A 23,092-nucleotide genomic window follows, 5' to 3' on the forward strand; every position below is an offset into this window, starting at 1 on the left:
GTGTTTATGAATATTTGGACCAAATTAGCAATGTTTTCTTTTTTTGAAACGGATCGCTTGTATTTGCGTCCTTTCTTTTTTAGTGATAATCAGGACTTCCACGAGGTAGCTTCAAATCCAGAAAATCTTCAATTTATTTTCCCAACGCAGGCAAGTCTGGAAGAAAGTCAGTATGCACTTGCCAATTACTTTATGAAGTCCCCTTTGGGAGTGTGGGCAATTTGTGACCAGAAAAATCAACAAATGATTGGTTCTATTAAATTTGAGAAGTTAGATGAAATCAAAAAAGAAGCTGAGCTTGGCTATTTTTTGAGAAAAGATGCTTGGTCGCAAGGATTTATGACAGAGGTTGTTAGAAAAATTTGTCAGCTTTCTTTTGAAGAATTTGATTTAAAACAATTATCTATTATTACCCATCTCGAAAATGAAGCAAGTCAACGGGTTGCCCTTAAGTCTGGATTTCGATTGATTCGTCAGTTTAAAGGAAGTGATCGTTACACAAGAAAAATGCGGGATTATCTTGAATTTCGGTATGTAAAAGGAGAGTTCAATGAGTAAGCATCAGGAAATTCTAAGCTATTTGGAGGAATTACCAGTAGGTAAAAGAGTCAGTGTTCGTAGTATTTCCAATCATCTAGGAGTTAGTGATGGAACAGCCTATCGGGCTATTAAAGAAGCTGAAAACCGTGGAATTGTGGAGACCCGTCCTAGAAGTGGAACAATTCGTGTTAAATCCCAGAAAGTTGCTATAGAGAGATTAGCGTTTGCTGAAATTGCAGAGGTGACTTCTTCTGAGGTTCTGGCTGGGAAAGAAGGTTTAGAGAGAGAATTTAGTAAGTTCTCTATCGGTGCCATGACTGAACAAAACATCCTATCCTACCTTCATGATGGGGGACTCTTGATTGTCGGAGACCGGACCCGTATCCAATTACTAGCGCTGGAAAATGAAAATGCCGTTTTGGTTACAGGTGGTTTTCATGTTCATGATGATGTGCTTAAACTGGCAAATCAAAAAGGGATTCCTGTTCTAAGAAGCAAGCATGACACTTTCACTGTTGCGACTATGATTAATAAAGCCTTGTCAAATGTCCAAATCAAGACTGATATTTTGACAGTTGAGAAGCTTTATCGTCCAAGTCATGAGTATGGTTTTCTGAGAGAGACAGACACCGTTAAAGATTATTTGTACTTGGTACGCAAGAATCGTAGCAGTCGTTTTCCTGTTATCAATCAACATCAGGTTGTTGTTGGCATTGTAACCATGAGAGATGCTGGTGATAAGTCACCAAGTACCACAATTGACAAGGTCATGTCTCGTAGTTTATTTTTAGTTGGATTATCGACAAATATTGCCAATGTGAGTCAACGGATGATTGCTGAAGACTTTGAAATGGTACCGGTTGTTCGGAATAATCAAACCTTGCTTGGAGTTGTGACACGACGAGATGTCATGGAGAAGATGAGTCGTTCCCAAGTTTCTGCTCTACCAACTTTTTCTGAGCAGATTGGTCAAAAACTCGCTTATCACCATGATGAAGTCGTCATTACAGTGGAACCCTTTATGCTTGAGAAAAACGGTGTTTTGGCTAATGGTGTATTAGCGGAGATACTGACTCACATGACCCAAGATTTAGTTGTGAATAGTGGTCGCAATCTCATTATCGAGCAGATGCTCATCTACTTTTTGCAGGCTGTTCAGATAGATGATACACTGCGCATTCAAGCACGCATTATCCACCATACTAGACGGTCAGCTATTATTGATTACGATATTTATCATGGTCATCAGATTGTTTCAAAAGCAAATGTAACCGTTAAAATTAATTAGAAACTAGGAGAAAAAATGATAACATTAAAATCAGCTCGTGAAATCGAAGCTATGGATAAGGCCGGTGATTTTTTAGCAAGTATCCATATTGGCTTGCGTGATTTGATTAAGCCTGGCGTAGATATGTGGGAAGTTGAAGAATACGTTCGCCGTCGTTGTAAGGAAGAAAATTTCCTTCCGCTTCAGATTGGAGTTGACGGTGCCATGATGGACTATCCTTATGCTACCTGTTGCTCTCTTAATGATGAAGTAGCTCATGCTTTCCCTCGTCACTATATCTTGAAAGATGGTGATTTGCTCAAGGTTGACATGGTTTTGGGAGGTCCAATTGCTAAGTCTGATTTGAATGTCTCAAAATTAAACTTCAACAATGTTGAGCAAATGAAGAAATACACTCAGAGCTATTCTGGTGGTTTAGCAGACTCTTGTTGGGCTTATGCTGTAGGTACACCGTCCGAAGAAGTGAAAAACTTGATGGATGTAACTAAAGAAGCAATGTATAAGGGGATTGAGCAAGCTGTTATTGGGAACCGTATTGGTGATATTGGTGCAGCCATTCAAGAATACGCTGAAAGTCGTGGTTACGGTGTAGTGCGTGATTTGGTTGGTCATGGTGTTGGCCCAACCATGCACGAAGAACCAATGGTTCCTAACTATGGTATTGCTGGTCGTGGACTTCGTCTCCGTGAAGGAATGGTCTTGACTATTGAACCAATGATTAATACAGGTGACTGGGAAATCGATACAGATATGAAAACCGGTTGGGCGCATAAGACCATTGACGGTGGATTGTCATGTCAGTATGAACACCAATTTGTCATTACGAAAGATGGACCTGTTATCTTGACTAGCCAAGGTGAAGAAGGAACTTATTAATAAAAATTGAAAAGACTACTGGAAGTTTATTTTGATAAAAAATCCAGTAGATCTTTTCATAATAAAACGCATTGTATCAAGTGTTAGGGGCTGATATCATGCGTTTTTCTGACTTTAAGATTTTTTCCAACTCTGTTTGTAACCACATCATAACAGAGGGTCTAGGATTCAGGGCTCTCCTCCTATATACTATTAGTAAAGCAAAACTAGGGGAGAATATTTTAGTGTCGCAATCTATCGTTCCTGTAGAGGTTTTACGATATCGTTGTTTTGGTTTTAAAAAGAGAAATGGAATTCTGTTTAACGTTCGTATTGCCAATCTTAAATTTACCTTTTTTTATATTGATGTATTGAGCTAGTTCATGAAAAAATTAAGTGAAAAAGTCGAGTGTTTTAGAAACCTACAGTGTAGTATTCTAGTTTCAATCCGCTATATTTTGCTACTCCCCGTAAAGTTTCTATTTTCCCTGATTTCTGATATAATAGAAATATTGACTTCAAGAGTAAGGAAGAGAAGATGAACGCATTATTAAATGGAATGAATGACCGTCAGGCTGAGGCGGTGCAAACGACAGAAGGTCCCTTGTTGATTATGGCGGGGGCTGGCTCTGGAAAGACCCGAGTTTTGACCCACCGTATCGCTTATTTAATCGATGAAAAGCTGGTCAATCCTTGGAATATCTTGGCTATTACCTTCACTAACAAGGCTGCGCGTGAGATGAAAGAGCGTGCTTATAGCCTCAATCCAGCCACTCAGGACTGTCTGATTGCGACCTTCCACTCCATGTGTGTGCGTATTCTGCGTCGTGATGCAGACCATATTGGCTACAACCGCAATTTTACTATTGTAGATCCTGGTGAACAGCGAACTCTTATGAAACGCATTCTTAAGCAGTTAAACTTGGATCCGAAAAAATGGAATGAACGGAGCATCTTAGGAACTATTTCCAATGCTAAGAATGATCTGATTGATGATGTTGCCTATGCTGCCCAAGCTGGAGATATGTACACGCAAATTGTGGCCCAGTGTTATACAGCCTATCAGAAAGAACTGCGTCAGTCGGAGTCGGTTGACTTTGATGATTTGATTATGCTGACCCTGCGTCTCTTTGATCAAAATCCTGATGTCTTGACCTACTACCAGCAGAAATTTCAGTACATCCATGTTGATGAGTACCAAGATACCAACCATGCCCAGTATCAATTGGTCAAACTCTTGGCTTCCCGTTTTAAAAATATCTGTGTGGTTGGAGATGCGGACCAGTCTATCTACGGTTGGCGTGGTGCGGATATGCAGAATATCTTGGATTTCGAGAAAGATTATCCCCAAGCCAAGGTGGTTTTGTTGGAGGAGAATTACCGTTCCACTAAAACAATTCTCCAAGCGGCTAATGAGGTTATCAAAAATAATAAAAATCGCCGTCCCAAGAATCTCTGGACTCAAAATGCTGATGGGGAGCAAATCGTTTACTATCGTGCCGATGATGAGCTAGATGAGGCTGTATTTGTAGCCAGAACCATCGATGAACTTAGTCGCAGTCAAAACTTCCTTCACAAGGATTTTGCAGTTCTCTATCGGACTAATGCCCAGTCTCGTACTATTGAGGAAGCCCTGCTCAAGTCAAACATTCCTTATACCATGGTTGGTGGAACCAAGTTCTACAGCCGTAAGGAAATCCGCGATATTATCGCTTATCTTAATCTTATTGCTAATTTGAGTGACAATATCAGTTTTGAGCGTATTATCAACGAACCAAAACGTGGAATTGGGCCAGGTACTGTTGAGAAAATTCGTGACTTTGCAAATATGCAAAACATGTCTATGCTAGATGCTTCAGCCAATATCATGTTGTCTGGTATCAAGGGTAAAGTAGCCCAGTCTATCTGGGATTTTGCAAATATGATGTTAGATTTGCGAGAGCAACTGGACCACTTAAGCATTACTGAGTTGGTTGAGTCCGTCCTAGAAAAAACAGGTTATGTCGATATTCTTAACGCCCAAGCGACCTTAGAAAGCAAGGCTCGTGTAGAAAACATCGAGGAGTTCCTCTCTGTGACGAAAAACTTTGATGACACCTCTGATGGGCCAGAAGAAGAAACTGGTCTGGATAAACTGAGTCGTTTTTTAAATGACTTGGCCTTGATTGCGGACACAGATTCAGGTAGTCAGGAGACATCAGAAGTGACCTTGATGACCCTGCATGCTGCCAAAGGTCTCGAGTTTCCAGTTGTCTTTTTGATTGGGATGGAAGAAAATGTCTTTCCACTTAGTCGTGCAGCTGAGGATCAAGATGAATTGGAAGAAGAGCGTCGTCTAGCCTATGTAGGAATTACGCGTGCAGAGAAAATTCTCTATCTGACCAATGCCAACTCACGCCTGCTTTTTGGTCGTACCAACTACAACCGTCCCACTCGTTTTATTAACGAAATCAGTTCAGACTTACTTGAGTATCAAGGTCTGGCTCGTCCAGCAAATACAAGCTTTAAAGCATCATATAGTAGTGGTGGCCTTGCCTTCGGTCAAGGTATGAGTTTGGCGCAGGCCTTCCAAGACCGTAAACGCAGTGCGACCCCAAAAACTATCCAGTCAAGTGGCCTTCCGTTTAGTCAATTTACAGCTGGGGCAAAATCAGAGTCTAGTGAGTCAAATTGGTCCATTGGAGATATTGCTCTCCACAAGAAATGGGGAGAGGGAACTGTTCTGGAAGTTTCAGGTAGCGGTGCTAGGCAGGAATTAAAAATCAATTTCCCAGAAGTAGGTTTGAAAAAACTTTTAGCTAGTGTAGCCCCAATTGAGAAAAAAATCTAATTTTTCATCCTTCTCACGAATAATAAAGTGAGGAGGATTTTTATGTATAGTATTTCATTCCAAGAAGATTCACTATTACCAAGAGAAAGACTGGCCAAGGAAGGAGTAGAAGCGCTCAGTAATCAAGAGTTACTAGCTATTTTACTCAGGACAGGAACACGTCAAGCTAGTGTTTTTGAAATTGCCCAGAAAGTCTTGAACAATCTTTCAAACCTAACGGATTTGAAAAAAATGACCCTGCAGGAATTGCAGAGTCTGTCTGGTATTGGACGTGTTAAGGCCATAGAATTGCAAGCTATGATTGAACTGGGGCATCGTATTCACAAACACGAGACTCTTGAGATGGAAAGTATTCTCAGTAGTCAAAAGTTGGCCAAGAAGATGCAACAGGAATTAGGGGACAAAAAACAAGAGCACCTGGTGGCGCTCTATCTCAATACTCAAAATCAAATCATCCATCAACAGACCATTTTTATCGGTTCTGCAACTCGTAGTATCGCTGAACCGCGAGAGATTCTTCACTATGCCATCAAGCATATGGCGACCTCTCTCATCTTGGTTCACAATCATCCTTCAGGAGCGGTATCGCCTAGCCGAAATGATGATCATGTCACTAAACTTGTCAAAGAAGCCTGCGACCTGATGGGTATTGTTCTCTTGGACCATTTGATTGTCTCTCATTCTAATTACTTTAGTTATCGTGAAAAGACGGATTTAATCTAAAGTTCATTAACAACATAGTCAAAGAGGTTTTTATCTTTGGGACGATTTTCAAATAGAAATTCTGGGTGCCATTGGACACCGAGAAAGGCAACATCATCCGTACTCATGACAGCCTCAATGATACCATCTTTAGGATCATGAGCCGCAATCTTTAAATTTGGTGCTAAATCCTTGATGCTCTGATGGTGGAAGGAGTTGATATGGGAGATTTCTCCATAGATTTCTCGAAGAACAGTATCAGGTTCTGTTACCAAGCGTTGAGTTGTGTACTCGGCAGAACAATCCTGCCAATGGTCTTCTATATCTTGGTACAAAGTTCCACCCATGGCAACGTTAAAGAGTTGGGTACCACGGCAGACAGAGAAAATGGGCTTTTTCTGTTTAATAGCTTCCTTGATGAGGGCCAGTTCGAAGATATCTCTTTGAAGGTGGTAGTCATCGCTATCAATGGTTTTCGGTTCGCCATAGAATTTTGGATTAACATTTTGTCCACCTGTCAAGATGAGCTTGTCAATCAAACTGATATAGTGGCTAGCCATTTCTTGATCACCAATCGGTAGGATGATGGGAATCCCTCCAGCGTCTTTAACGCCTTCCACAAAGCCTTTTGCTGCGTAGCTCATCATGATGTCATCATCTGGATGAGTTTTTTCGTTTCCTGTAATCCCTATAACTGGTTTTTTCATAAAATGATTTTCGCTTTCTAATCCTCTTTTCGCATGAAGTAGAGGAGGGTTTGGAGTTCACTTGTCAAATCGACATACTGAACGACCACGTCTTTTGGTAAATGCAGATGGACTGGTGAAAAACTGAGAATACCTTTCACACCAGCATCCACCAAGAGATTAGCAACCTCTTGTGACTTAACACTGGGAACGGTCAGGATTGCAGTCTTGACATCGGCATCCTTGATTTTATCCTTGATTTGAGAAATTCCATAAATGGGAATCTCGTCAGGAGTTTGGGTACCGACTTCAGGATGGTCATCTAGGTCAAAGGCCATGATAATTTTCATCTTGTTACGTTCGTGGAAGCGGTAGTGGAGAAGGGCATGGCCCATATTTCCAATACCAACCAGCATGACATTGGTGATGGAGTTATCATTGAGCAAATCGGCAAAAAATGTCATGAGTTTTTTGACATCATAGCCAAAACCACGACGACCAAGTTCACCAAAATAGGAAAAATCACGACGTACGGTCGCTGAATCAATACCGATAGCCTCTGCAATTTGTTTAGAGTTGGCACGTTCAATCTTTTCTGCATGAAATCTCTTAAAAATTCGATAGTAGAGAGAGAGTCTTTTCGCTGTAGCTTTTGGAATAGCAAACTGTTTATCTTTCACAAAATCACAACCTTTCTATTCTTCTATTTTATAGAAACATTGTGAAAAAATCAACAAAAACAAGAAAAAACTAAGAAAAATCTTAGTTTTGATGTAAAAAATCTGTATGTGATAGAAAACGGTAGAGGTCTCCGACCAGACCCTGATAAATTTTCTGGCTATTAAAAGTCAGAGAAGTTACATAAAGTGTATCTGGCAGGGTCACACATCCTGACAAAGCCAGCATGAGAGCTTCATAATCCTCATACTTGAGTGTACGCTCTACATGATAGCTGTCCTTATAGGTCAATTCAAACATATGGTACCTATCTTTCAGATTTTGTAAAGACACCACGTTCTACTAAACTATCCATGAGGAAGTAGAATTTTTCCTGATGAATGTGGTGGTCTTCTGATTTGAAAATATCAACTAGACGAAGGCCAAACTTGTCAGTGATATTGATTTTAGCCCCTGTAAGTTCCTTGTTAATGATGATTTTGAGTTGGAATCCTTCACCACTGTTTGGCACTTTTTCAAGTAGACGGGTTAGTTCGTAGTTACCAACCTTTGTTTCAAAAAAGGTGTTGTCCTTGAGGGTAAATTTTTTAACAGAAGGGCTAAGAGTGTAGTCGTAACGACAATTTTTTAACTGAATGGTTTTTTCAAATGCCATATGGCTAACCTCCGATAATTTCTTTTAAGGTTTTTGCGAGGGTTTGTAGGTCTTCAACAGTATTTTCTGGTGACAAACTGATGCGAACGGATTCCTTCAGACGTTCTGAATTTGCCCCGTACATGGCTTCAAGAACATGACTGGATTGGACAATGCCAGCAGTGCAAGCTGAGCCAGTAGAGATAGAAATTCCAGCTAAATCTAGACGAAGGAGTAAGAGGTCATTTTTCTGGCCAGGAAATCCAATATTGAGAACATAAGGAAGATGATGTTCTCCTCTATTCAGGTAATACTGAACTCCCTCTAGCTCTGCCAGAAAGGCAGTTTCTAGATTTTGTACATGTTGAAAATGTTCTTCTTGCTTTTCTAAATTTTCTTTTAGGGCTGCAACCATGCCTACGATGGCAGCTAAATTTTCAGTTCCTGCACGTTTTTTCTGTTCTTGGTCTCCGCCATGTAGATAGGAATCAAAGTCCATGCTAGATGCGTAGAGAAAGCCGATTCCCTTAGGACCATGGAATTTATGGGCAGAAACAGTGAGAAAATCAATGCCCAAATCTTCTGGGTGAATTGGGATTTTACCAATAGCCTGAACTGCATCGACATGATAGGCAGCAGGGTGTTGCTTGAGTATTTGGCCAATTTCAGCAATGGGCAGTAGGTTTCCAGTTTCATTATTGGCAAACATGGTAGAAACCAAAATCGTATCGTCACGTAAGGCCTTTTGAATTTGCTGGGCGGTGATTTCTTGATTTTCTGGCTGGATAATGGTTGCTTCAAACCCAAAGTGCTGAACCAAGTAATCAATGGTTTCAAGGACGGCATGGTGCTCAATGGCAGTTGTGATGATATGTTTTCCTTGTTCTTGATGACGAAGGCAGTAGCCAATGATGACAGTATTGTTGCCTTCTGTCCCACCAGAAGTGAAAAAGATATGTTGAGGTTTTGTTCCCAGTAATTGAGCTAGTTCCTGACGGGCTTCACGCAAAAGTTTGCCAGCTTGACGACCATGACCATGAATACTAGAAGGGTTTCCGTAGGTTTCTTGCATCACCTTGGTCATAGCTGAAATAGTAACTGCTGACATAGGAGTCGTCGCAGCATTGTCCAAATAAATCAAAGAATCACCTTATTTCTTTTTGTTGTAAGCAAAGAGTGGGCTGACTGGTTTTCTTTCGTGGATACGGACGATGGCATCACCAATTAACTCACTAGCAGTGATGTAGCATACGTTTTTAGGAGTTTTTTCTTTTGTTGCTACTGAATCAGTCACAAGAATTTCTTTAATCTTAGTATTGTCAAGAAGTTCAGCAGCTCCTTCGACGAAGAGACCGTGGCTAGAAACAGCATAAATTTCTGTAGCCCCTTCACGTTCAACGATTTTAGCAGCTTCAGAGAAGGTACGTCCTGTATTCAGAATATCGTCAATTAAAATAGCTTTTTTACCTTCGACATCACCGATAATATATCCTTCGTTGCGAGTTGCATCGTCTTGAGGGTAGTCGATAATGGCGATAGGAGCATCAAGATACTCAGCCAAGCTACGAGCACGTTTGACACCTGAATTTTTAGGGCTAACAACAACAACATCTGAGCCAAGTAAGCCCTTATCGCAATAATGTTTTGCAAATAGGGGAACAGTGAAAAGATTATCCACTGGAATATCAAAGAAACCTTGAACCTGAACGGCATGCAAATCAAGAGTCAGGATACGATCAACCCCAGCCTTAACCAGCATATTGGCAACTAGTTTTGCTGTAAGTGGCTCACGAGGACAAGCAATGCGGTCTTGACGTGCATAGCCAAAATATGGAAGGACAACGTTGATACTGTGGGCACTTGCGCGCACACAAGCGTCAACCATGATCAACAATTCCATTAGGTGGTTGTTGACAGGGAAACTTGTTGATTGGATGATGTAAACATCATAACCACGGACACTTTCTTCGATATTCACTTGGATTTCTCCGTCTGAAAATTGACGTGACGATAGTTTTCCAAGTGGGACACCAACAGCTTCAGCAATTTTCTGTGCAATCTCTTGGTTAGAGTTGAGTGCGAAAAGTTTCATGTTTTTTCTATCTGACATTATAGACCGTCCTCTGTAAACTTTTTAAATCCTAGTGATATTTATCTTACATATATGAACTAGAACCTGTGTATTTTTATCTTTTCTATTTTACCAAAAAATGGAGATTATTTCAGCTATTTTTCATGCTTTTGACAAATCGAACCAATTTTGAAGGAGCTTTTTGATAGGAAATCTGATTTTCCTCTAAAAATTGCTGGAAATCCTGTTTGCCTTGCTCATGATTTTCCACTTCAAGCTCTAATTCATAATCTGTCATATCAAAGTACTGACTTTCATCCAGTGCCATGAGGCCAATAGCTGTTTGCATTTCATAGCGAAGCGTTGTTAGACAACCAAGAACCTGCCATTCACTAGTTTGGATACCATGTTTCGCCAATTCATCCAATACTATCCCTTGAGGAAATTCTTTCTTGCTCAGATAGTTTTCAGCATCTTTTAGTTGCAATTTTTGGTTGTATTCCATGTTTCCAACACTCTGCGGGACTTTGAGTGTCAATTCTGCCCAGTCTTCAAAAGTTCGAATGCGCATAGCAACTTTCTTTTCTCGCAGCTCAAAATCAGGTGTGTCGATGTAGTAATTTTTTTGAAGAACAGGAGTGACACCTGTGAACTGGTCTTTTAGACGATCATACTCATCTTTTTTCAATAGTGTTTTCAATTCAATTTCTAAATGTTTCATTTTTCTTACCTTTTCTTTATCGTTGAAAGCGGATTATGGTATAAACTGCTCACAGCTTCCTAGTCCCTTGAAATCAGTGGGTTTCTAGCATGTCAACCAAAAGTGAATACGAGATTGAATACGACTCTACTTTTAGCTGGAGCGAATGAAATCCATGAGCTGATCAACGACTTCAAAACGTTGATTATCATTGATGTGGGTATACATATCAAGGGTTGTTTGAACATTGTTGTGACCTAATCTGTCCGAAATAATTTTGGCTGTAATACCAGCTTCAAAGAGGAGAGAAGCGTGTGTGTGCCTGAAACCGTGAGGAGTGATTTTTTTGACATCTTTATGTTCACAAAAGAATCTTCTAAGTCTCTCTTTAACAGCTGAAGGAGAAATCCATCCTCCGAAACTATTCGTAAATATATAATTCGATTCACGTTTGTAAGGCACACCAGCCTGGAAATATTCTTTTATTTGCTGTCGTTTCCAGAGTTTCAAAACATTCAGAGTTTCATCATCTAAGGTGATAACCCTCTTACTCCTTTTGGTTTTAGGATCCTGAACAGTTTGTTTTTTACCAATCACGACAGCCGTGCGAGAAATGCTTAACAACTTATTTTCAAAGTCAACATCTGACCACATGAGGCCAATTGATTCTCCAGTTCTCAATCCAGAAAAAGCGAGCAAGTGAAAAAAGGTGTAGTCTACTGGCTTACAATTTACTTTGTAAACTTTAAGAAACTCCGTTAGTTCCTGTTTTGTATAGTGGTTCTCTTTGCCCTTTAAGGGTCTATTTTTAGGCTTGATAATCTTGTCCAAGGGATTTAACTTAATGATGTCAAGAGAAACGGCATACTTGAAAATACGGCTGATTACAGAGTAGTAATTGGCATATAGGATATAGCGATTACTTAACTGGATAGCAACCTTTTGACAATAAGCTACACTGATCTGCTGAATTTTCATATCTGTAAAATATGAGTCAATTATAATACGAAGTTTTTTCTTAACGTTCTGATAGGTTGTTGGTTTTACAGTACTTTTATAGCTATCAAGCCATAACTCAGCGACTTCAGCGAAAGTAGGGTTCTGAAAATCTTCATTGTTTGAAAAAACATTTTCTTCAACGTCTAAGAGAAGGTCACGTTCGGCAGCCTTTGCCTCCTTTATGGTTTTAAAACCACGTCGTGTTGTGCGTTTTTCTTTTCCAGTAGCAGGGTCTATGCCCAGGTATGTTTGAAAGAGATATCTAGTCTCTCCTTTTTTTGTGATGTATTTTTTTATCATAAAAAGTCCTTTCTTTTCGATTGCTTGCCCGCATAGTTGAAAAGGTGTAGAACTTATGATAAACTATAGTTGTATTTTTTTATCATCCTTTCCATTGCTTGCTAGATGGAAAGTTAAATCCTCACACTCAAAGTTTGGCGATGGCGAGTGTGGGGATTTTTTGAGTTGTTTCCAGAATGGAAAGAGATGCTAGATAAAAAGAAAAGTAGCCGTATCAAATACGGCTACCATCACGATATGGATCTAAAATCCAAATGTAAACTTTATGGAGCTAAACTCCTAATAGCTGTATTGTAATATAATTATTAAAAAATGTCAAGAGATTAGAAAAGGTATAATTCTTTTAACTTTTCGTTAATTTTGTCCAATGTGTTATCAGATACCTTCATTTTTCCGATTGGATCTAATCTATTTTTCTTTAAAATTCTATCTTTGCTGATTGTTTGAAGGTTATTACACTTGGCATAAGAACGCTTAATGTATTTTTTGTAATATTGAGTTAATTCAATAACGTCAGTTATTTCTGATTGTGTCCGTTTAAGGTTGTCACCGTCTATTATCTTAGGTTGAATTATTTCGTTTGAAAATTGTTCTGTATAAGCTTGGTAGACATCCAATAAGGCAGCTTCAGTAATTGCATTATTGGAATCTAAATATTTTAGGTAGGCAAATAATTCTTTGTGTAATTTTTCAATATATTCATCAAGCAAAATAGAAGGATATTCCGCAATGACTTCGTCTATGAGTACAGTATCTATTTGATTTTTAGATGTTAGAGGAATTACTGTAAGTGTTTTTTTATAGGGACTATCTACTTTGTCTAAGACAATAGCCCAATGATTATTTGATAATTCTCCGCCTATATTTACACCAAACTCTACGAATATCAGAGAGCCACGACTGAATTTCCAATATTTTCTTTTTTGAGTCTTAGCTTCAAATAAGAATTGTTCAGATTGTCTTTTAACTGCTGGCGCAAGAAATCGGTATTTAGAAGATGTATGTTTTGCTTTACCAAGTTTATAGAGTTTTTCAACTTCTATGTAGTTTTGTTTGGTTTGTTCAAAATATGGATTTTCTTTGTTCATTTTATTCCCCTCTATACACCCCGACTACTGCATAGATCTTGATGTGTGTGTCTTCGGCTGGTGGGAAGTCTAGGGTGATGTCTTCGTACTTGTCATTGAGTGATACGAGGCGTAAGCGTCCGTTTTCGGTATAGATCTTTTTGAAGTAAGAACGGTCTCCGTATGCGATAACTGCTAGGTCTCCGTTGTAGGTGGTCAGTCCTTTGTCTACTAAATAGAGAATGTCTCCGTCTTGGTAGTCAGGCTGCATGGAGTCTCCGCTGACCTTGGTAGCAATATCGTGACGTGGTGGTTGCTCGTCAACCTCTATAGTCTCTCTGTCTGTATCGTCGTACCCAAATCCATAGTTAAATCCAGAAGCTGCTGCCGTCTCAGATACAACCTCAACTTGATACAAGCTGATAACTTCCGACACTTCGTTTATCTTCGTTTCTTCTTCGTTTTGTTCTGTGTACATCTCGCCGTTTGCTTTTTGTCTCTCCAGAAGCTCCTCAGAAGTCCGTAGCACGATTTTTTTATTATCTGGGGTTAATTGTACCACCTTGTCCGTTATCTGCTGTGTGAGCAAATCTGGGGACGCTGTGGTATTTATATCTTTACCGTGTAGAATATAATCTGTTGTTGTGTTGAAAAGTTTTGCTAATTTCACTAATTTAGCACCAGTTGGCAAATTTTTTCCATTTTCCCATTTCGAGACCGTTGTATCTGATTTATACCCTAAGTAATCAGCTACTTCTGTTTGTTCTAAATTATTTGCTAAACGTAATTCTCTAATTCTATAAGATATTTCTTGTATGTTTTCCATTTGTTTTACCTCTTTTTCTCAACTATATTCTATAATATATTTGAGAAATTATCAAGTACAGTATAGAAAAAATCAAAAAAAATGAAAAAATCTCAAGTAAACTATTGACACTTGAGAAAAAATCAAGTATAATTAAATCATGGTTGAGGTAATCAACTAAATAAAACAAGGAGGAAAGACATGCTAAGTCGTAAGATGAAACGGACAAAGAAATCCAGGCGACATAAAAAGCCTTGGAGCAATGAGTCCAAGGCAATCATCATCTCAGCATTGATACCAGCAATAGTTGAGATTATCAAATATCTCTTAGCTCTAGTTAAAGACTAAGGGAGAGGGGGAGGGGCGTAAGCCCCAAAACCCTATTTGATAATACGATTATAGCATGTCTTTTAGAAAAATGAAAGCAGAAGATAAAAAAATAGGACGCTGGAAATATAGGCTTGGTTGGTTGGTTGTTGCACTTATCTGGGCATTATTTATCTGGCATTGGTTCTTTTAGTGACTGCTAGAAAGGAGGTACTAAGTTGCCTAAACCAACAATAACAATAGCAGAAATTCGTGCAAAGAATGGGAAATTATCTCAAGAGGCATTTGGCGCAAGTATAGGCGTCAGCGCACAAACAGTTGAATCATGGGAAAAAGATATTTATAAAATTAAGCCAAAACATCTTTTAAAAATTTATGAGAAATATGGCGTAAGCTCCAAAGATTTACTAGGAGCTTAATTTTAAAAAAACAACTTGAGAAATTCTCATGTACATCTAACAAAAGTCAAAAAGGTCAAACTTTTTCAAAATCGATAGAATAATTCTATCAAAACTGTTGACAAGTACCAACAGTTTTGAAAAGACCTATTAGTAGAAAGGAAGAAGTCGATGTATGGAGCGAAAATGAGGGAGCTGAGAACGGCTCAAAAGCTGGGCTTGCGTGAGCTTGCCAAGCGAACCTTGATAGACTACACGACCTTGTCACGGATCGAGAACGACCTGAAGGCGGTGACGCTGTCGCAGGCGGTGGTCATTGCCAAGGCGCTAGGGTGTAGGGTAGAAGATATGTTGTAGGAGGAAATACTATGAACAACGCAGCGCAAAAAGTAACACGGATTGACAGAGATGCCTGGGAGATCGCTACGGAGCTGGCGAACGAATACGGCGTATCTATTTGTCACATCATCAGCGAGAGCGTCCGCTACTGTGCAGAGAATGCTGAATTTAAGGAGATGGACGTTGTCGTTAAACGATTGGTAGTCGGCAGTAAGGTGCTGGAGTAGGAGGGGAAGAGATGAATGCAAATGTAAATGTATTTTATGAATTAACTTGTAAAGACTTGAACGAAGCGATTGACGCAAAAAATAAAATCATCGCCAATACACTTGTCGATGAAACTGTTGAGATAAAAATTGAATTCTTACGTGATGTTTGAACTGTAAAATCGCTCGGAGATGGTTCTATCGTAGATCGCGTAATAGAGCCATGGTCGATTGTCTGATAGCTGTAGCTGGAGAATCGCTTTTATTGCTCTCGTTTACAGTGTAGAACATTGCAGATGCCAATGTAGCATCAAGTACAAACTTGTCTATATATTTGTGTTTCTTGCTATCGGAGTAAGTAATTGTCAGTGTAATTCGACCTTTATAATCTGGGTCTATTGATGATGTAAATTTTTGTCCTGGGGCAATCATATTTCCGATAAGTGAGTTGAAGCGGTGTACAGAATTCAATGGATCCAATTCGCCATCTATCTGAATATTATCTATATATGCTGGAGTTTGGCCAAAGTTTTTAAAAACAAAGGTACGTTGTTGATTTTTAACTGCATAGACATCTACATAAACATTAATATAAGGCTTTGCCATATCCTCTGTAGCTTTCTTTGTTTGCCAGAGTGAAATGGTATTAAAAACAAAACCGATAACTGCAATTATTACTGTGATATAGAGTGTCCAAATCTGGACATTATCATTGGTGATTTGTGGCGTTAGATCACTTCCTTTCTGCTTTTATTATAGCAAAAAGGAGAGAAAAATAGAAAGGAGAGGAAGATATGGCAAATAAGGGATTTAAAAATAGTTACATCGATAGAAAAAAATTAAGTAGTAGTCTTAAAACACTGATGACTCAACAAGCTATTGAAAGAGCAGAGCTTGCTGAGTCTCAGCGTAAGGAACTTGAAGAATTTCTCAAGGATCTGCTTTAATTATAGCAAAATGGGGAGAACAATAGGAAGGAAAGAGATATGAGCAGCCTATCAAAAAATTTACTACCAATTCAAAATTTAGAAATTAAGATAGATAGCGACTCTAGTATTCCACGAGTTATTTTGAACGGGGTTGATTTTCAAACAGAAGATATTTGTCTTCAAGGTATCAAGATAATTTGGGAAACAAAGAAAGATGAAGTGCCAGAGACACTTATTCAGGTTGATTATATAAATAACCGTGAAGCGCCTCATATAGTATCTGTCAAACAGTCGTTTAAAAATACTTTACTTAAATAGCTCTGGCGAGTTTTATTTCATTATATCAAATTTAGAAAGGAATATTATGAACGAAATTTTTAATTTTCACGGGCAGAAAGTCCGTACTTTGACAATTGATGACGAGCCGTGGTTCGTTGGGAAAGATGTTGCAGACATCCTAGGATATAGCAAGGCTAGAAATGCGATTGCTCTTCACGTTGATGAAGAGGACGCCCTAAAACAGGGCATCCCTACTAGTGGTGGAACACAGGATATGTTGATCATCAACGAATCTGGTCTCTACTCTCTTATCTTATCCAGCAAGTTGCCTCAAGCTAAGGAGTTCAAGCGCTGGGTGACATCAGAGGTCTTGCCAGCTATTCGTAAGCAGGGCGGATTTATTCGCGAGGATTTGGACGAGGATGCTTTTATCGCTCTCTTCACTGGCCAGAAGAAATTGCGTGAGCAACAGACGACCATGCTGGAGGATATTGACTACCTCAAGAGTGAGCAACCGATTCATCCAAGCTATGCTCAGTCGCTCCTGAAGAAGCGTAAGGCTAGGGTTGTGGCTTGCCTGGGTGGCATTGATAGCCCAGCTTATGCGGATAAGATTTTTGCTCAGTCGGTATTTAGACAAGCTGAGATTGACTTTAAAGACCACTTCAACATTAGTCGCTATGACTTGCTACCCAAGAAGCATGCGGATGCCGCTCTAGCTTACTGGATGACGTGGGAGCCAAGCACCAATACCAAGATGAAAATCATGGAACTGAACGCATTTAGTCAAGCGTAGGGAGGGAAAGAAAATGAGACCAAGACGATATCCGTATAGTGGGAAAAGAAAAAAGCAATCTGATAGACAGATTGCTAAGTTAAAAAGAGATATTGATGTAAATCGTACAAATATATCATCTTTAAAATTCGTTATAGAAACTTTAAGTAACCATCAGAATTATCGATAACTTGATAACCTTGAGCAGTTGCTTCTTCGATAATTTCAGCTTTAGACATTTCAAAATCAGATAACTGAATTACTGCGCTAGGTTTATCAGTAGTCGACTCTGAAAAATAAGATAATAGAATATTATCGAGATTTTCCCAGGTTAGTTTCTTAACAACGTGGTTTGGCTTATGGCTAAGCTTACTCATTTTTTGAACCTCCTTTCCATTGAAATTTTGACTAAAACGGTGAGAGGTCCTAGTCAAGAGTATTATAGCAATTTAGGAGGATTACATCAGTCTTGAGGCTGATATAGGAGGTTGAATGGAAGATAAAATTATCGAACTTGCTGATTACTTCATCAGTGAATCTACAACGTACAGAGAAGCTAAAATAGCGTGTGAGAAGCTATTTAGACAAGTCAGCCATGAGATAGAACTCAGAGCGCTGGAAAGTAAAACAGTTTGACAACAACGCAAAAAAGCACCTGACGAAGTCAGGCGCATACTAAAACAATTTAAACCATTATATCACAAAAATGCTTGCCCGCATAGTTGAGAGGATGTAGAAAATGGAAGGTATAACGTTACAATTACGATTAGACGGCGAAAGTGCTGAATTGTTCACAAATCAATTATTGGCTTTTGCTGAAAAGCAGGTCAAGGAGCAATTAGAGAATGATCGCATGCCAATCAATCAACAGGCTTTGATGAAGAAGTTCGGCTTTACTCATGGCTATATTAAAAAGTTAGAACGTAAAGGATTAAGATTTCGTAAGCAAGGGAAAGATATTATGTATGATATCAATGATGTTTATGAAATTTTGGAATTAGAAAAAGAAGTACGAAAATTAAGAGCATAAGGAGATTAAAAAATGTTTGAACCACCGATTTTAGACCAGCTTATGGGTGTTGGAGCTTTGCTGATTGGATTTGCAGGGCTTTGCCGTCATATCAAATTGCAAGAGGAGCGTAAGGAAAAAGAAAGACGAGAAGAGCAAGAATTTGCGTCTATGATTACCCAAGGCTATAACCAAGCTTATGAACGTGGTAGAGAGGATAAATGGCAAGAAATTCGCAAGAATATTCGTAGAGAGTTCAAGGGTTTCACCTACGACAACGAACCGCCTGTAGGATTGCGCCCTGAGCCGTTAGCTTTGCCAGAACCTAAACAGTCTGCAATCAGACTTTTGTCATGATGAGGTCAGGAAATGGAAGAATTGATTGAATCGCTGGATAACCTGATTATGATTGTTAAAGAACTGGAAGGAAGGGAATCAACTTCAAGACATTTTATTACGACATGGGAAAACGATTATAAAAATCTATTACTAGTCAAAGAATACCTAACAGACTATAAAAAACTAGCTAAGGACTATCGTGATGTGGAGCTTAAAAATAAGCTGCTAAAGATTGAAAAAATGGAGCTGGAAGGCAGGTACATCTATGAGGATATGCGAATGAAGTATCGCGCTAACCGTAGGAAGTGGGGTGCTAGGTATGTCTGAAATTAAGTGGATAAAAATCACAACCGATATTTTTGACGATGAAAAGATTTGCCTGATTGATGCCTTGCCTGATCCTGATGCCATCTTAGTGATATGGTTCAAGATTTTGACACTTGCTGGAAAACATAACAGTAATGGTTTGTTGATGATGACTGATAAGGTTCACTATACAGATGAAATGTTAGCTACTATTTTTCGTAGACCATTGAATACAGTAAGAATGGCTATTGGAGTTTTTGAACAGTTTGGGATGATTGAGATTATCGATGGTATTATTAGCTTGCCAAATTGGGAAAAACATCAAAACGTTGACGGAATGGAGAAAATAAAGGAACAGACACGCAACCGTGTAGCCAAATACCGTAAAAAACAGAAAAATCTTGCTCTTGGTAACGTTACAGGTAACGTTACAGTAACGGACGGTAACGCACTAGAAGAAGATAAAGATAAGAATAAGAATAGATTAGATAAAGATAAGAATAAGAAAAGAATAACTACTACTACTAGTAGTGGTGGTCAAGAAAATATCTTAGAACTTTTTCAATCTGAATTTCGTAGGCTCTTATCTGGATTTGAAATTGAAGAAATCAACCATCTCCTAAATGAGAATGATGTGGATTTGGTGAAAGAAGCACTGAAGACTGCTATTAACTCAGGAAAGCCTAACATCAAATATATTGGTGGGATTTTAAGAAATTGGCAGATGAACAATGTTACCACTGTTGAACAGGTTCGTCAATCAGAGAAAAAGAATAAGGATAAGAATAAGAAAGAAGAACAGGAGGCCAAGGACGAATGGGGATACTAGAACTAATTGAACAATTCGAGATTGACTATTATCCGTTAAGCTACGAGAAGAAAACTCTTTTAGCAGACCAACCAATTCATCAAGTGGTTGCATGCTTGTCTGAAATGGCTAGCTGGCATGAATGTGGAGGTCGTCTGTCATGGTAGACAATGTGTTTGAGGAGATTGCCTTATCTTATCACAGGAATACAGAACAACAAGATGAGTTTTGCGAAAAGCATAACATTCCTTTGATAAAGATATTGCGGACTGAGAGTGTTGTATGCCGCATGTGTGAATCTGAGCGGATCCATGAGGAGAATCAAGCAAGAGTGAATGAACTGGCCGACGCTGAGAATGAGCGAGAGAGGAAATACTATCTTGAGAAGTTTTCTCTTTATGATGAAGTTTTGAAAAATGCGACTTTGGACAATTTTGAAACACCAACCGAAAAAGAAGCGGAAAAGCTAGCTTTTGCAAAGAGGATTTGTCGTGAGTGGTCTGAGGGTGCTAGGAACAACATCGTGCTACAAGGAGAAGCTGGAACTGGTAAGAGCCATTTGGCCTTTGCGATGGTTAAGGCTCTATCTGAGTACACGAAAGAGATTGCGATTTTTATCAATGTGACGGACTTGTTGATGAAGATTAAAGCTGATTTTAGTCAGGAAGAGTTTCTGGTCAATAAAATTGCCAGTGCTAAGTTCTTGGTTTTGGATGATTTGGGCATGGAAAAGGATAGTGAGTGGTCGTTTACTATCCTCTACAATATCCTGAATAAGCGTTCAAATACAATCATTACCACCAATTTGACTTCTGCTGATATTCAGAAAAGATATGGCAGACCCTTTATGTCCAGACTGATGAAGGGGGTGGATAAAGACCATTTGATGGTTTTCAACGACTTGACAAACAAGCGGAAGCACTATTTTTAGAACGGAGGTGGCTGATGTTTATTTTAAAGCATGGGACACGAGAGGATAAGCCGTTTCTGATGTCCGCTGTTATCGGTGTGACTGGCTTGGATATTTCGTGTTCTGAGGAGAAGAAAGCCATGCGGTTTGTTTCTAGGGCGGCAGCCTTACAGGTTGGAAAGGCTTTGAGGGGTTCCTTTGGGAACTTTTACCCTGTCGAGGTGGAGTGATGTTAGAGCTTTACTTCGTCTACAACGGGCACTGCAAGTTTTACCTTGGGAGGTTTGACAATGTCGATGATCTCATTGAGCAGATGGAAGACCATCAGTGGGCTTTCTCGGCTATCACTCATCCAAGGTTTCAGAAGCACATTGGTCAGCGGACGACACGGTTTGACTATGGTGCGAAGGATTGTTACTATTTAGCAACTTTTTCAGGAGGAGAAGAAAATGATTGAATTTATTAAAGAATTTGGAATAACTTTTCTGTGCTTTTTTATCGGTTACTCAGTTGTGGAATGTGCGACAGGAAAGGAAAAGAAAGATGATTAATAATGTTACGTTAGTGGGGCGCTTGACGAAAGACCCTGAATTAAAACATACACCGTCGAATGTGGCGGTTGCTACCTTTACTCTGGCGGTCAATCGGAATTTCAAGGGAGCCAACGGCGAGCGAGAGGCAGACTTTATCAACTGTATGATGTGGCGCAAGCAGGCGGAGCTATTCGCAGAATGGTGCAAGAAGGGTAATCTGGTCGGTGTGACGGGTCGCATCCAGACAAGGAACTACGAGAATCAGGAGGGGCGCAGGGTCTATCTGACTGAGGTGGTCGCAGATGGTTTTGAGCGACTTGAAAAGCGTGATGATACTGCTAACCGTTCGAATATTGAGGAACAAATGCCAGGATACGCCCTTGAGGAAGATGATTTTCCGTTTTAGTGGGAGGTAAGAAATATGGAATTTAATGAATTTATTATCGCTTTTGCGACAGGCTTTTTAGCAGTAGCAGTAGGCAGTATCGTGAAAATGGTGAAAGACTATCTTTTGCGAAAAGGCGGAGAGAAAGCGGTAATCATCGCTGAAATCCTAGCCAAGAACGCAGTTCATGCCGTTGAGCAGGTGGCTCAAGAGACAGGTTATAAAGGTGATGAAAAATTGGCACAGGCTCGCACTAAAATCCGGGCAGAGCTGACCAAATATAAGATCAGCATGACCGATAAGGACTTGGATACCTTTGTGGAGTCCGCAGTGAAGCAGATGAACGACGCTTGGAGGGAGTAGAGATGGATATCGATACAAGCAGACTACGTACAGGCTTGCCACAAGTAGGCTATGCGCCATATCGACAAGTGCACGCTCACTCTACGGGGAACCGTAATTCTACCGCTCAAAATGAGGCAGACTACCACTACAGAAAGAACCCTGAGCTTGGTTTCTTCTCTCATGTGGTTGGTAACGGTCGTGTCCTGCAGGTCGGTCCTGTAAACAATGGTGCCTGGGACGTTGGGGGCGATTGGAATGCGGAAAGCTATGCGGCAGTTGAATTGATTGAAAGCCATTCAACTAAAGAAGAGTTCATGACAGACTACCGTCTCTATATCGAACTCTTACGCAATCTAGCAGATGAAGCAGGTTTGCCGAAAACGCTTGATACAAGCAGTTTGGAAGGTATCAAAACACATGAATACTGTACCAATAACCAACCAGACAACCATTCAGACCACGTTGACCCGTATCCTTATCTTGCCAAATGGGGCATTAGCCGCGAACAGTTCAAGCAGGATATTGAAAGTGGATTGACAATTGAAGTAGGTTGGAAGAAGAACGATACAGGCTATTGGTATGTACACTCAGACGGCTCTTATCCAAAAGACAAGTTTGAGAAGGTCAACGGCACTTGGTATTACTTCGACGGCTCAGGCTACATGCTTGCGAACCGCTGGAAGAAGCACACAGACGGCAACTGGTACTGGTTTGATAACTCAGGCGAACTGGCGACAGGCTGGAAGAAAATCGCTGAGAAGTGGTATTATTTTGACACAGAGGGCGCTATGAAGACAGGATGGGTCAAGTACAAAGATACTTGGTATTACCTTGACGGTAAAGAAGGTGCTATGGTATCAAACGCCTTTATCCAGTCTGCGGACGGAACAGGCTGGTACTACCTCAAACCAGACGGAACAATGGCAGACAAGCCAGAGTTCACAGTAGAGCCAGACGGCTTGATTACGACTAAATAATTTAAAAAAATAAAAGGAAAGGAAAACTTTTCTAAAATGTTTATCTACCCCACAGGACTCGTCCTTGTGGGG

At 39.8% G+C, this 23,092-nt stretch carries 37 protein-coding genes; 25 read left to right on the forward strand and 12 right to left on the reverse strand.

Translation table 11 applies throughout. The features are described 5' to 3' along the window. Window positions 1-6: 6 nt before the first annotated feature. The 5 genes from SPPN_RS05215 to radC all read left to right on the forward strand — a co-directional run bounded on the left by SPPN_RS05215 (window position 7) and on the right by radC (window position 6,236). Window positions 7-558 (forward strand): GNAT family N-acetyltransferase, encoded by a 552-nt coding sequence (locus SPPN_RS05215; protein ID WP_001028719.1) that lies wholly within the window; start codon window positions 7-9, stop codon window positions 556-558. Beyond that, a complete protein-coding gene (gene spxR / locus SPPN_RS05220) occupies window positions 551-1,828 on the forward strand; it encodes a CBS-HotDog domain-containing transcription factor SpxR (RefSeq protein ID WP_000033818.1) in 1,278 nt (425 codons plus the stop codon). The genes SPPN_RS05215 and spxR overlap by 8 nt, the downstream gene beginning before the upstream one ends. Window positions 1,829-1,843: 15 nt before the next feature. Continuing rightward, on the forward strand, window positions 1,844-2,704 hold the full coding sequence (locus SPPN_RS05225) for a methionyl aminopeptidase (RefSeq protein WP_000631540.1): 861 nt from the start codon (window positions 1,844-1,846) through the stop codon (window positions 2,702-2,704). Between the two features lie 517 nt (window positions 2,705-3,221). Then, the gene (gene pcrA / locus SPPN_RS05235) at window positions 3,222-5,513 is read left to right on the forward strand and encodes a DNA helicase PcrA (protein WP_000992846.1); all 2,292 of its coding nucleotides are present in this window, start codon (window positions 3,222-3,224) and stop codon (window positions 5,511-5,513) included. A 42-nt stretch (window positions 5,514-5,555) separates the two neighbouring features. Then, on the forward strand, window positions 5,556-6,236 hold the full coding sequence (gene radC / locus SPPN_RS05240; RefSeq protein WP_000286919.1) for a RadC family protein: 681 nt from the start codon (window positions 5,556-5,558) through the stop codon (window positions 6,234-6,236). Here radC and SPPN_RS05245 read toward each other — a convergent pair. The 10 genes from SPPN_RS05245 to SPPN_RS05290 form a co-directional block, all read right to left on the reverse strand. Continuing rightward, the gene (locus SPPN_RS05245) at window positions 6,233-6,922 is read right to left on the reverse strand and encodes a gamma-glutamyl-gamma-aminobutyrate hydrolase family protein (RefSeq protein WP_000743342.1); all 690 of its coding nucleotides are present in this window, start codon (window positions 6,920-6,922) and stop codon (window positions 6,233-6,235) included. The two genes, radC and SPPN_RS05245, sit on opposite strands and share 4 nt — an antisense overlap. Window positions 6,923-6,939: 17 nt before the next feature. After that, window positions 6,940-7,581, reverse strand: coding sequence for a redox-sensing transcriptional repressor Rex (locus SPPN_RS05250; RefSeq protein ID WP_000653401.1), 642 nt, complete (start codon window positions 7,579-7,581; stop codon window positions 6,940-6,942). Between the two features lie 82 nt (window positions 7,582-7,663). Continuing rightward, entirely contained in the window at window positions 7,664-7,879 is a 216-nt protein-coding gene (locus SPPN_RS05255) for a DUF4649 family protein (RefSeq protein WP_000462493.1), read from the reverse strand. A 7-nt stretch (window positions 7,880-7,886) separates the two neighbouring features. Further along, window positions 7,887-8,234, reverse strand: a complete 348-nt coding sequence (locus SPPN_RS05260; RefSeq protein ID WP_000863540.1) for a DUF1831 domain-containing protein — start codon at window positions 8,232-8,234, stop codon at window positions 7,887-7,889. A gap of 4 nt (window positions 8,235-8,238) precedes the next feature. Next, window positions 8,239-9,354 (reverse strand): cysteine desulfurase family protein, encoded by a 1,116-nt coding sequence (locus SPPN_RS05265; RefSeq protein ID WP_000639687.1) that lies wholly within the window; start codon window positions 9,352-9,354, stop codon window positions 8,239-8,241. A gap of 9 nt (window positions 9,355-9,363) precedes the next feature. Next, the gene (locus tag SPPN_RS05270; protein WP_001283809.1) at window positions 9,364-10,323 is read right to left on the reverse strand and encodes a ribose-phosphate diphosphokinase; all 960 of its coding nucleotides are present in this window, start codon (window positions 10,321-10,323) and stop codon (window positions 9,364-9,366) included. 112 nt (window positions 10,324-10,435) lie between these two features. Beyond that, window positions 10,436-11,005 (reverse strand): CYTH domain-containing protein, encoded by a 570-nt coding sequence (locus SPPN_RS05275; protein ID WP_000681273.1) that lies wholly within the window; start codon window positions 11,003-11,005, stop codon window positions 10,436-10,438. A gap of 132 nt (window positions 11,006-11,137) precedes the next feature. Beyond that, the gene (locus SPPN_RS05280; protein ID WP_000592966.1) at window positions 11,138-12,283 is read right to left on the reverse strand and encodes a site-specific integrase; all 1,146 of its coding nucleotides are present in this window, start codon (window positions 12,281-12,283) and stop codon (window positions 11,138-11,140) included. 323 nt (window positions 12,284-12,606) lie between these two features. Next, window positions 12,607-13,371: a hypothetical protein gene (locus SPPN_RS05285; RefSeq protein ID WP_001031294.1), complete on the reverse strand. Its 765-nt coding sequence runs from the start codon at window positions 13,369-13,371 to the stop codon at window positions 12,607-12,609. Between the two features lies 1 nt (window position 13,372). Further along, window positions 13,373-14,176 carry an XRE family transcriptional regulator gene (locus tag SPPN_RS05290; protein WP_000427977.1) on the reverse strand — a complete coding sequence of 268 codons (804 nt, stop codon included), beginning with the start codon at window positions 14,174-14,176 and terminating at the stop codon, window positions 13,373-13,375. 180 nt (window positions 14,177-14,356) lie between these two features. On the opposite strand from SPPN_RS05290, the gene SPPN_RS13180 reads away from it, so the two are divergent. From SPPN_RS13180 to SPPN_RS13405, 5 genes are all read left to right on the forward strand, one after another. After that, window positions 14,357-14,503, forward strand: a complete 147-nt coding sequence (locus SPPN_RS13180; protein ID WP_014017253.1) for a hypothetical protein — start codon at window positions 14,357-14,359, stop codon at window positions 14,501-14,503. A 197-nt stretch (window positions 14,504-14,700) separates the two neighbouring features. Continuing rightward, window positions 14,701-14,901, forward strand: a complete 201-nt coding sequence (locus SPPN_RS05295; RefSeq protein WP_001125883.1) for a helix-turn-helix transcriptional regulator — start codon at window positions 14,701-14,703, stop codon at window positions 14,899-14,901. A 150-nt stretch (window positions 14,902-15,051) separates the two neighbouring features. Further along, window positions 15,052-15,237: a helix-turn-helix domain-containing protein gene (locus tag SPPN_RS05300; RefSeq protein ID WP_000274132.1), complete on the forward strand. Its 186-nt coding sequence runs from the start codon at window positions 15,052-15,054 to the stop codon at window positions 15,235-15,237. Window positions 15,238-15,248: 11 nt separating this feature from the next. Further along, window positions 15,249-15,446: a hypothetical protein gene (locus SPPN_RS05305; RefSeq protein WP_001057655.1), complete on the forward strand. Its 198-nt coding sequence runs from the start codon at window positions 15,249-15,251 to the stop codon at window positions 15,444-15,446. Between the two features lie 11 nt (window positions 15,447-15,457). Beyond that, window positions 15,458-15,598 carry a hypothetical protein gene (locus SPPN_RS13405; protein ID WP_000993374.1) on the forward strand — a complete coding sequence of 47 codons (141 nt, stop codon included), beginning with the start codon at window positions 15,458-15,460 and terminating at the stop codon, window positions 15,596-15,598. 25 nt (window positions 15,599-15,623) lie between these two features. On the opposite strand, the gene SPPN_RS05310 is transcribed toward SPPN_RS13405, so the two are convergent. Next, complete coding sequence (locus tag SPPN_RS05310; protein WP_001118395.1) at window positions 15,624-16,031, reverse strand: hypothetical protein; 408 nt, start codon at window positions 16,029-16,031, stop codon at window positions 15,624-15,626. Between the two features lie 188 nt (window positions 16,032-16,219). Here SPPN_RS05310 and SPPN_RS13410 point away from each other — a divergent pair, with 188 nt between their 5' ends. Genes SPPN_RS13410 through SPPN_RS05320 form a run of 3 tightly spaced genes read left to right on the forward strand, consistent with a single transcriptional unit; the run spans window position 16,220 to window position 17,429 of the window. After that, complete coding sequence (locus SPPN_RS13410; protein ID WP_001284486.1) at window positions 16,220-16,372, forward strand: hypothetical protein; 153 nt, start codon at window positions 16,220-16,222, stop codon at window positions 16,370-16,372. Between the two features lie 39 nt (window positions 16,373-16,411). Continuing rightward, window positions 16,412-16,672 (forward strand): hypothetical protein, encoded by a 261-nt coding sequence (locus tag SPPN_RS05315; RefSeq protein WP_000097024.1) that lies wholly within the window; start codon window positions 16,412-16,414, stop codon window positions 16,670-16,672. Window positions 16,673-16,718: 46 nt separating this feature from the next. Continuing rightward, window positions 16,719-17,429, forward strand: coding sequence for an ORF6C domain-containing protein (locus SPPN_RS05320; RefSeq protein ID WP_001002367.1), 711 nt, complete (start codon window positions 16,719-16,721; stop codon window positions 17,427-17,429). A 131-nt stretch (window positions 17,430-17,560) separates the two neighbouring features. On the opposite strand, the gene SPPN_RS05325 is transcribed toward SPPN_RS05320, so the two are convergent. After that, complete coding sequence (locus SPPN_RS05325) at window positions 17,561-17,785, reverse strand: hypothetical protein (protein ID WP_000040990.1); 225 nt, start codon at window positions 17,783-17,785, stop codon at window positions 17,561-17,563. A 115-nt stretch (window positions 17,786-17,900) separates the two neighbouring features. Between SPPN_RS05325 and SPPN_RS13415 the strand changes: the two genes are divergently transcribed. The 12 genes from SPPN_RS13415 (at window position 17,901) to SPPN_RS05375 (ending at window position 23,020) form a co-directional block, all read left to right on the forward strand. Further along, window positions 17,901-18,044 carry a hypothetical protein gene (locus SPPN_RS13415; RefSeq protein WP_000389586.1) on the forward strand — a complete coding sequence of 48 codons (144 nt, stop codon included), beginning with the start codon at window positions 17,901-17,903 and terminating at the stop codon, window positions 18,042-18,044. Between the two features lie 103 nt (window positions 18,045-18,147). Further along, window positions 18,148-18,438, forward strand: coding sequence for a hypothetical protein (locus SPPN_RS05330; RefSeq protein WP_000398534.1), 291 nt, complete (start codon window positions 18,148-18,150; stop codon window positions 18,436-18,438). A 12-nt stretch (window positions 18,439-18,450) separates the two neighbouring features. Beyond that, a complete protein-coding gene (locus SPPN_RS05335; RefSeq protein ID WP_000462821.1) occupies window positions 18,451-18,774 on the forward strand; it encodes a hypothetical protein in 324 nt (107 codons plus the stop codon). A gap of 12 nt (window positions 18,775-18,786) precedes the next feature. Beyond that, entirely contained in the window at window positions 18,787-19,083 is a 297-nt protein-coding gene (locus SPPN_RS05340) for a hypothetical protein (RefSeq protein WP_000391808.1), read from the forward strand. Continuing rightward, window positions 19,076-19,891 (forward strand): phage replisome organizer N-terminal domain-containing protein, encoded by an 816-nt coding sequence (locus tag SPPN_RS05345; protein ID WP_001289774.1) that lies wholly within the window; start codon window positions 19,076-19,078, stop codon window positions 19,889-19,891. Before SPPN_RS05340 ends, SPPN_RS05345 begins: the two co-directional genes overlap by 8 nt. Next, window positions 19,879-20,037 (forward strand): hypothetical protein, encoded by a 159-nt coding sequence (locus SPPN_RS13420; RefSeq protein ID WP_000511763.1) that lies wholly within the window; start codon window positions 19,879-19,881, stop codon window positions 20,035-20,037. The genes SPPN_RS05345 and SPPN_RS13420 overlap by 13 nt, the downstream gene beginning before the upstream one ends. After that, window positions 20,031-20,801 carry an ATP-binding protein gene (locus tag SPPN_RS05350; protein ID WP_000228207.1) on the forward strand — a complete coding sequence of 257 codons (771 nt, stop codon included), beginning with the start codon at window positions 20,031-20,033 and terminating at the stop codon, window positions 20,799-20,801. Before SPPN_RS13420 ends, SPPN_RS05350 begins: the two co-directional genes overlap by 7 nt. Window positions 20,802-20,815: 14 nt before the next feature. Then, window positions 20,816-21,010, forward strand: a complete 195-nt coding sequence (locus SPPN_RS05355; protein ID WP_000470300.1) for a hypothetical protein — start codon at window positions 20,816-20,818, stop codon at window positions 21,008-21,010. Beyond that, a complete protein-coding gene (locus SPPN_RS05360; protein WP_000891964.1) occupies window positions 21,010-21,237 on the forward strand; it encodes a hypothetical protein in 228 nt (75 codons plus the stop codon). Before SPPN_RS05355 ends, SPPN_RS05360 begins: the two co-directional genes overlap by 1 nt. An 86-nt stretch (window positions 21,238-21,323) precedes the next feature. After that, window positions 21,324-21,719: a single-stranded DNA-binding protein gene (gene ssb / locus SPPN_RS05365; RefSeq protein ID WP_000609556.1), complete on the forward strand. Its 396-nt coding sequence runs from the start codon at window positions 21,324-21,326 to the stop codon at window positions 21,717-21,719. 15 nt (window positions 21,720-21,734) lie between these two features. Then, on the forward strand, window positions 21,735-22,061 hold the full coding sequence (locus SPPN_RS05370) for a phage holin (RefSeq protein WP_000395494.1): 327 nt from the start codon (window positions 21,735-21,737) through the stop codon (window positions 22,059-22,061). 2 nt (window positions 22,062-22,063) lie between these two features. Beyond that, on the forward strand, window positions 22,064-23,020 hold the full coding sequence (locus SPPN_RS05375; RefSeq protein ID WP_000350543.1) for an N-acetylmuramoyl-L-alanine amidase family protein: 957 nt from the start codon (window positions 22,064-22,066) through the stop codon (window positions 23,018-23,020). The last annotated feature ends 72 nt before the right edge of the window (window positions 23,021-23,092 follow it).

Origin of the sequence: Streptococcus pseudopneumoniae IS7493 (assembly GCF_000221985.1) — a bacterium.
Taxonomy (GTDB): domain Bacteria; phylum Bacillota; class Bacilli; order Lactobacillales; family Streptococcaceae; genus Streptococcus; species Streptococcus pseudopneumoniae.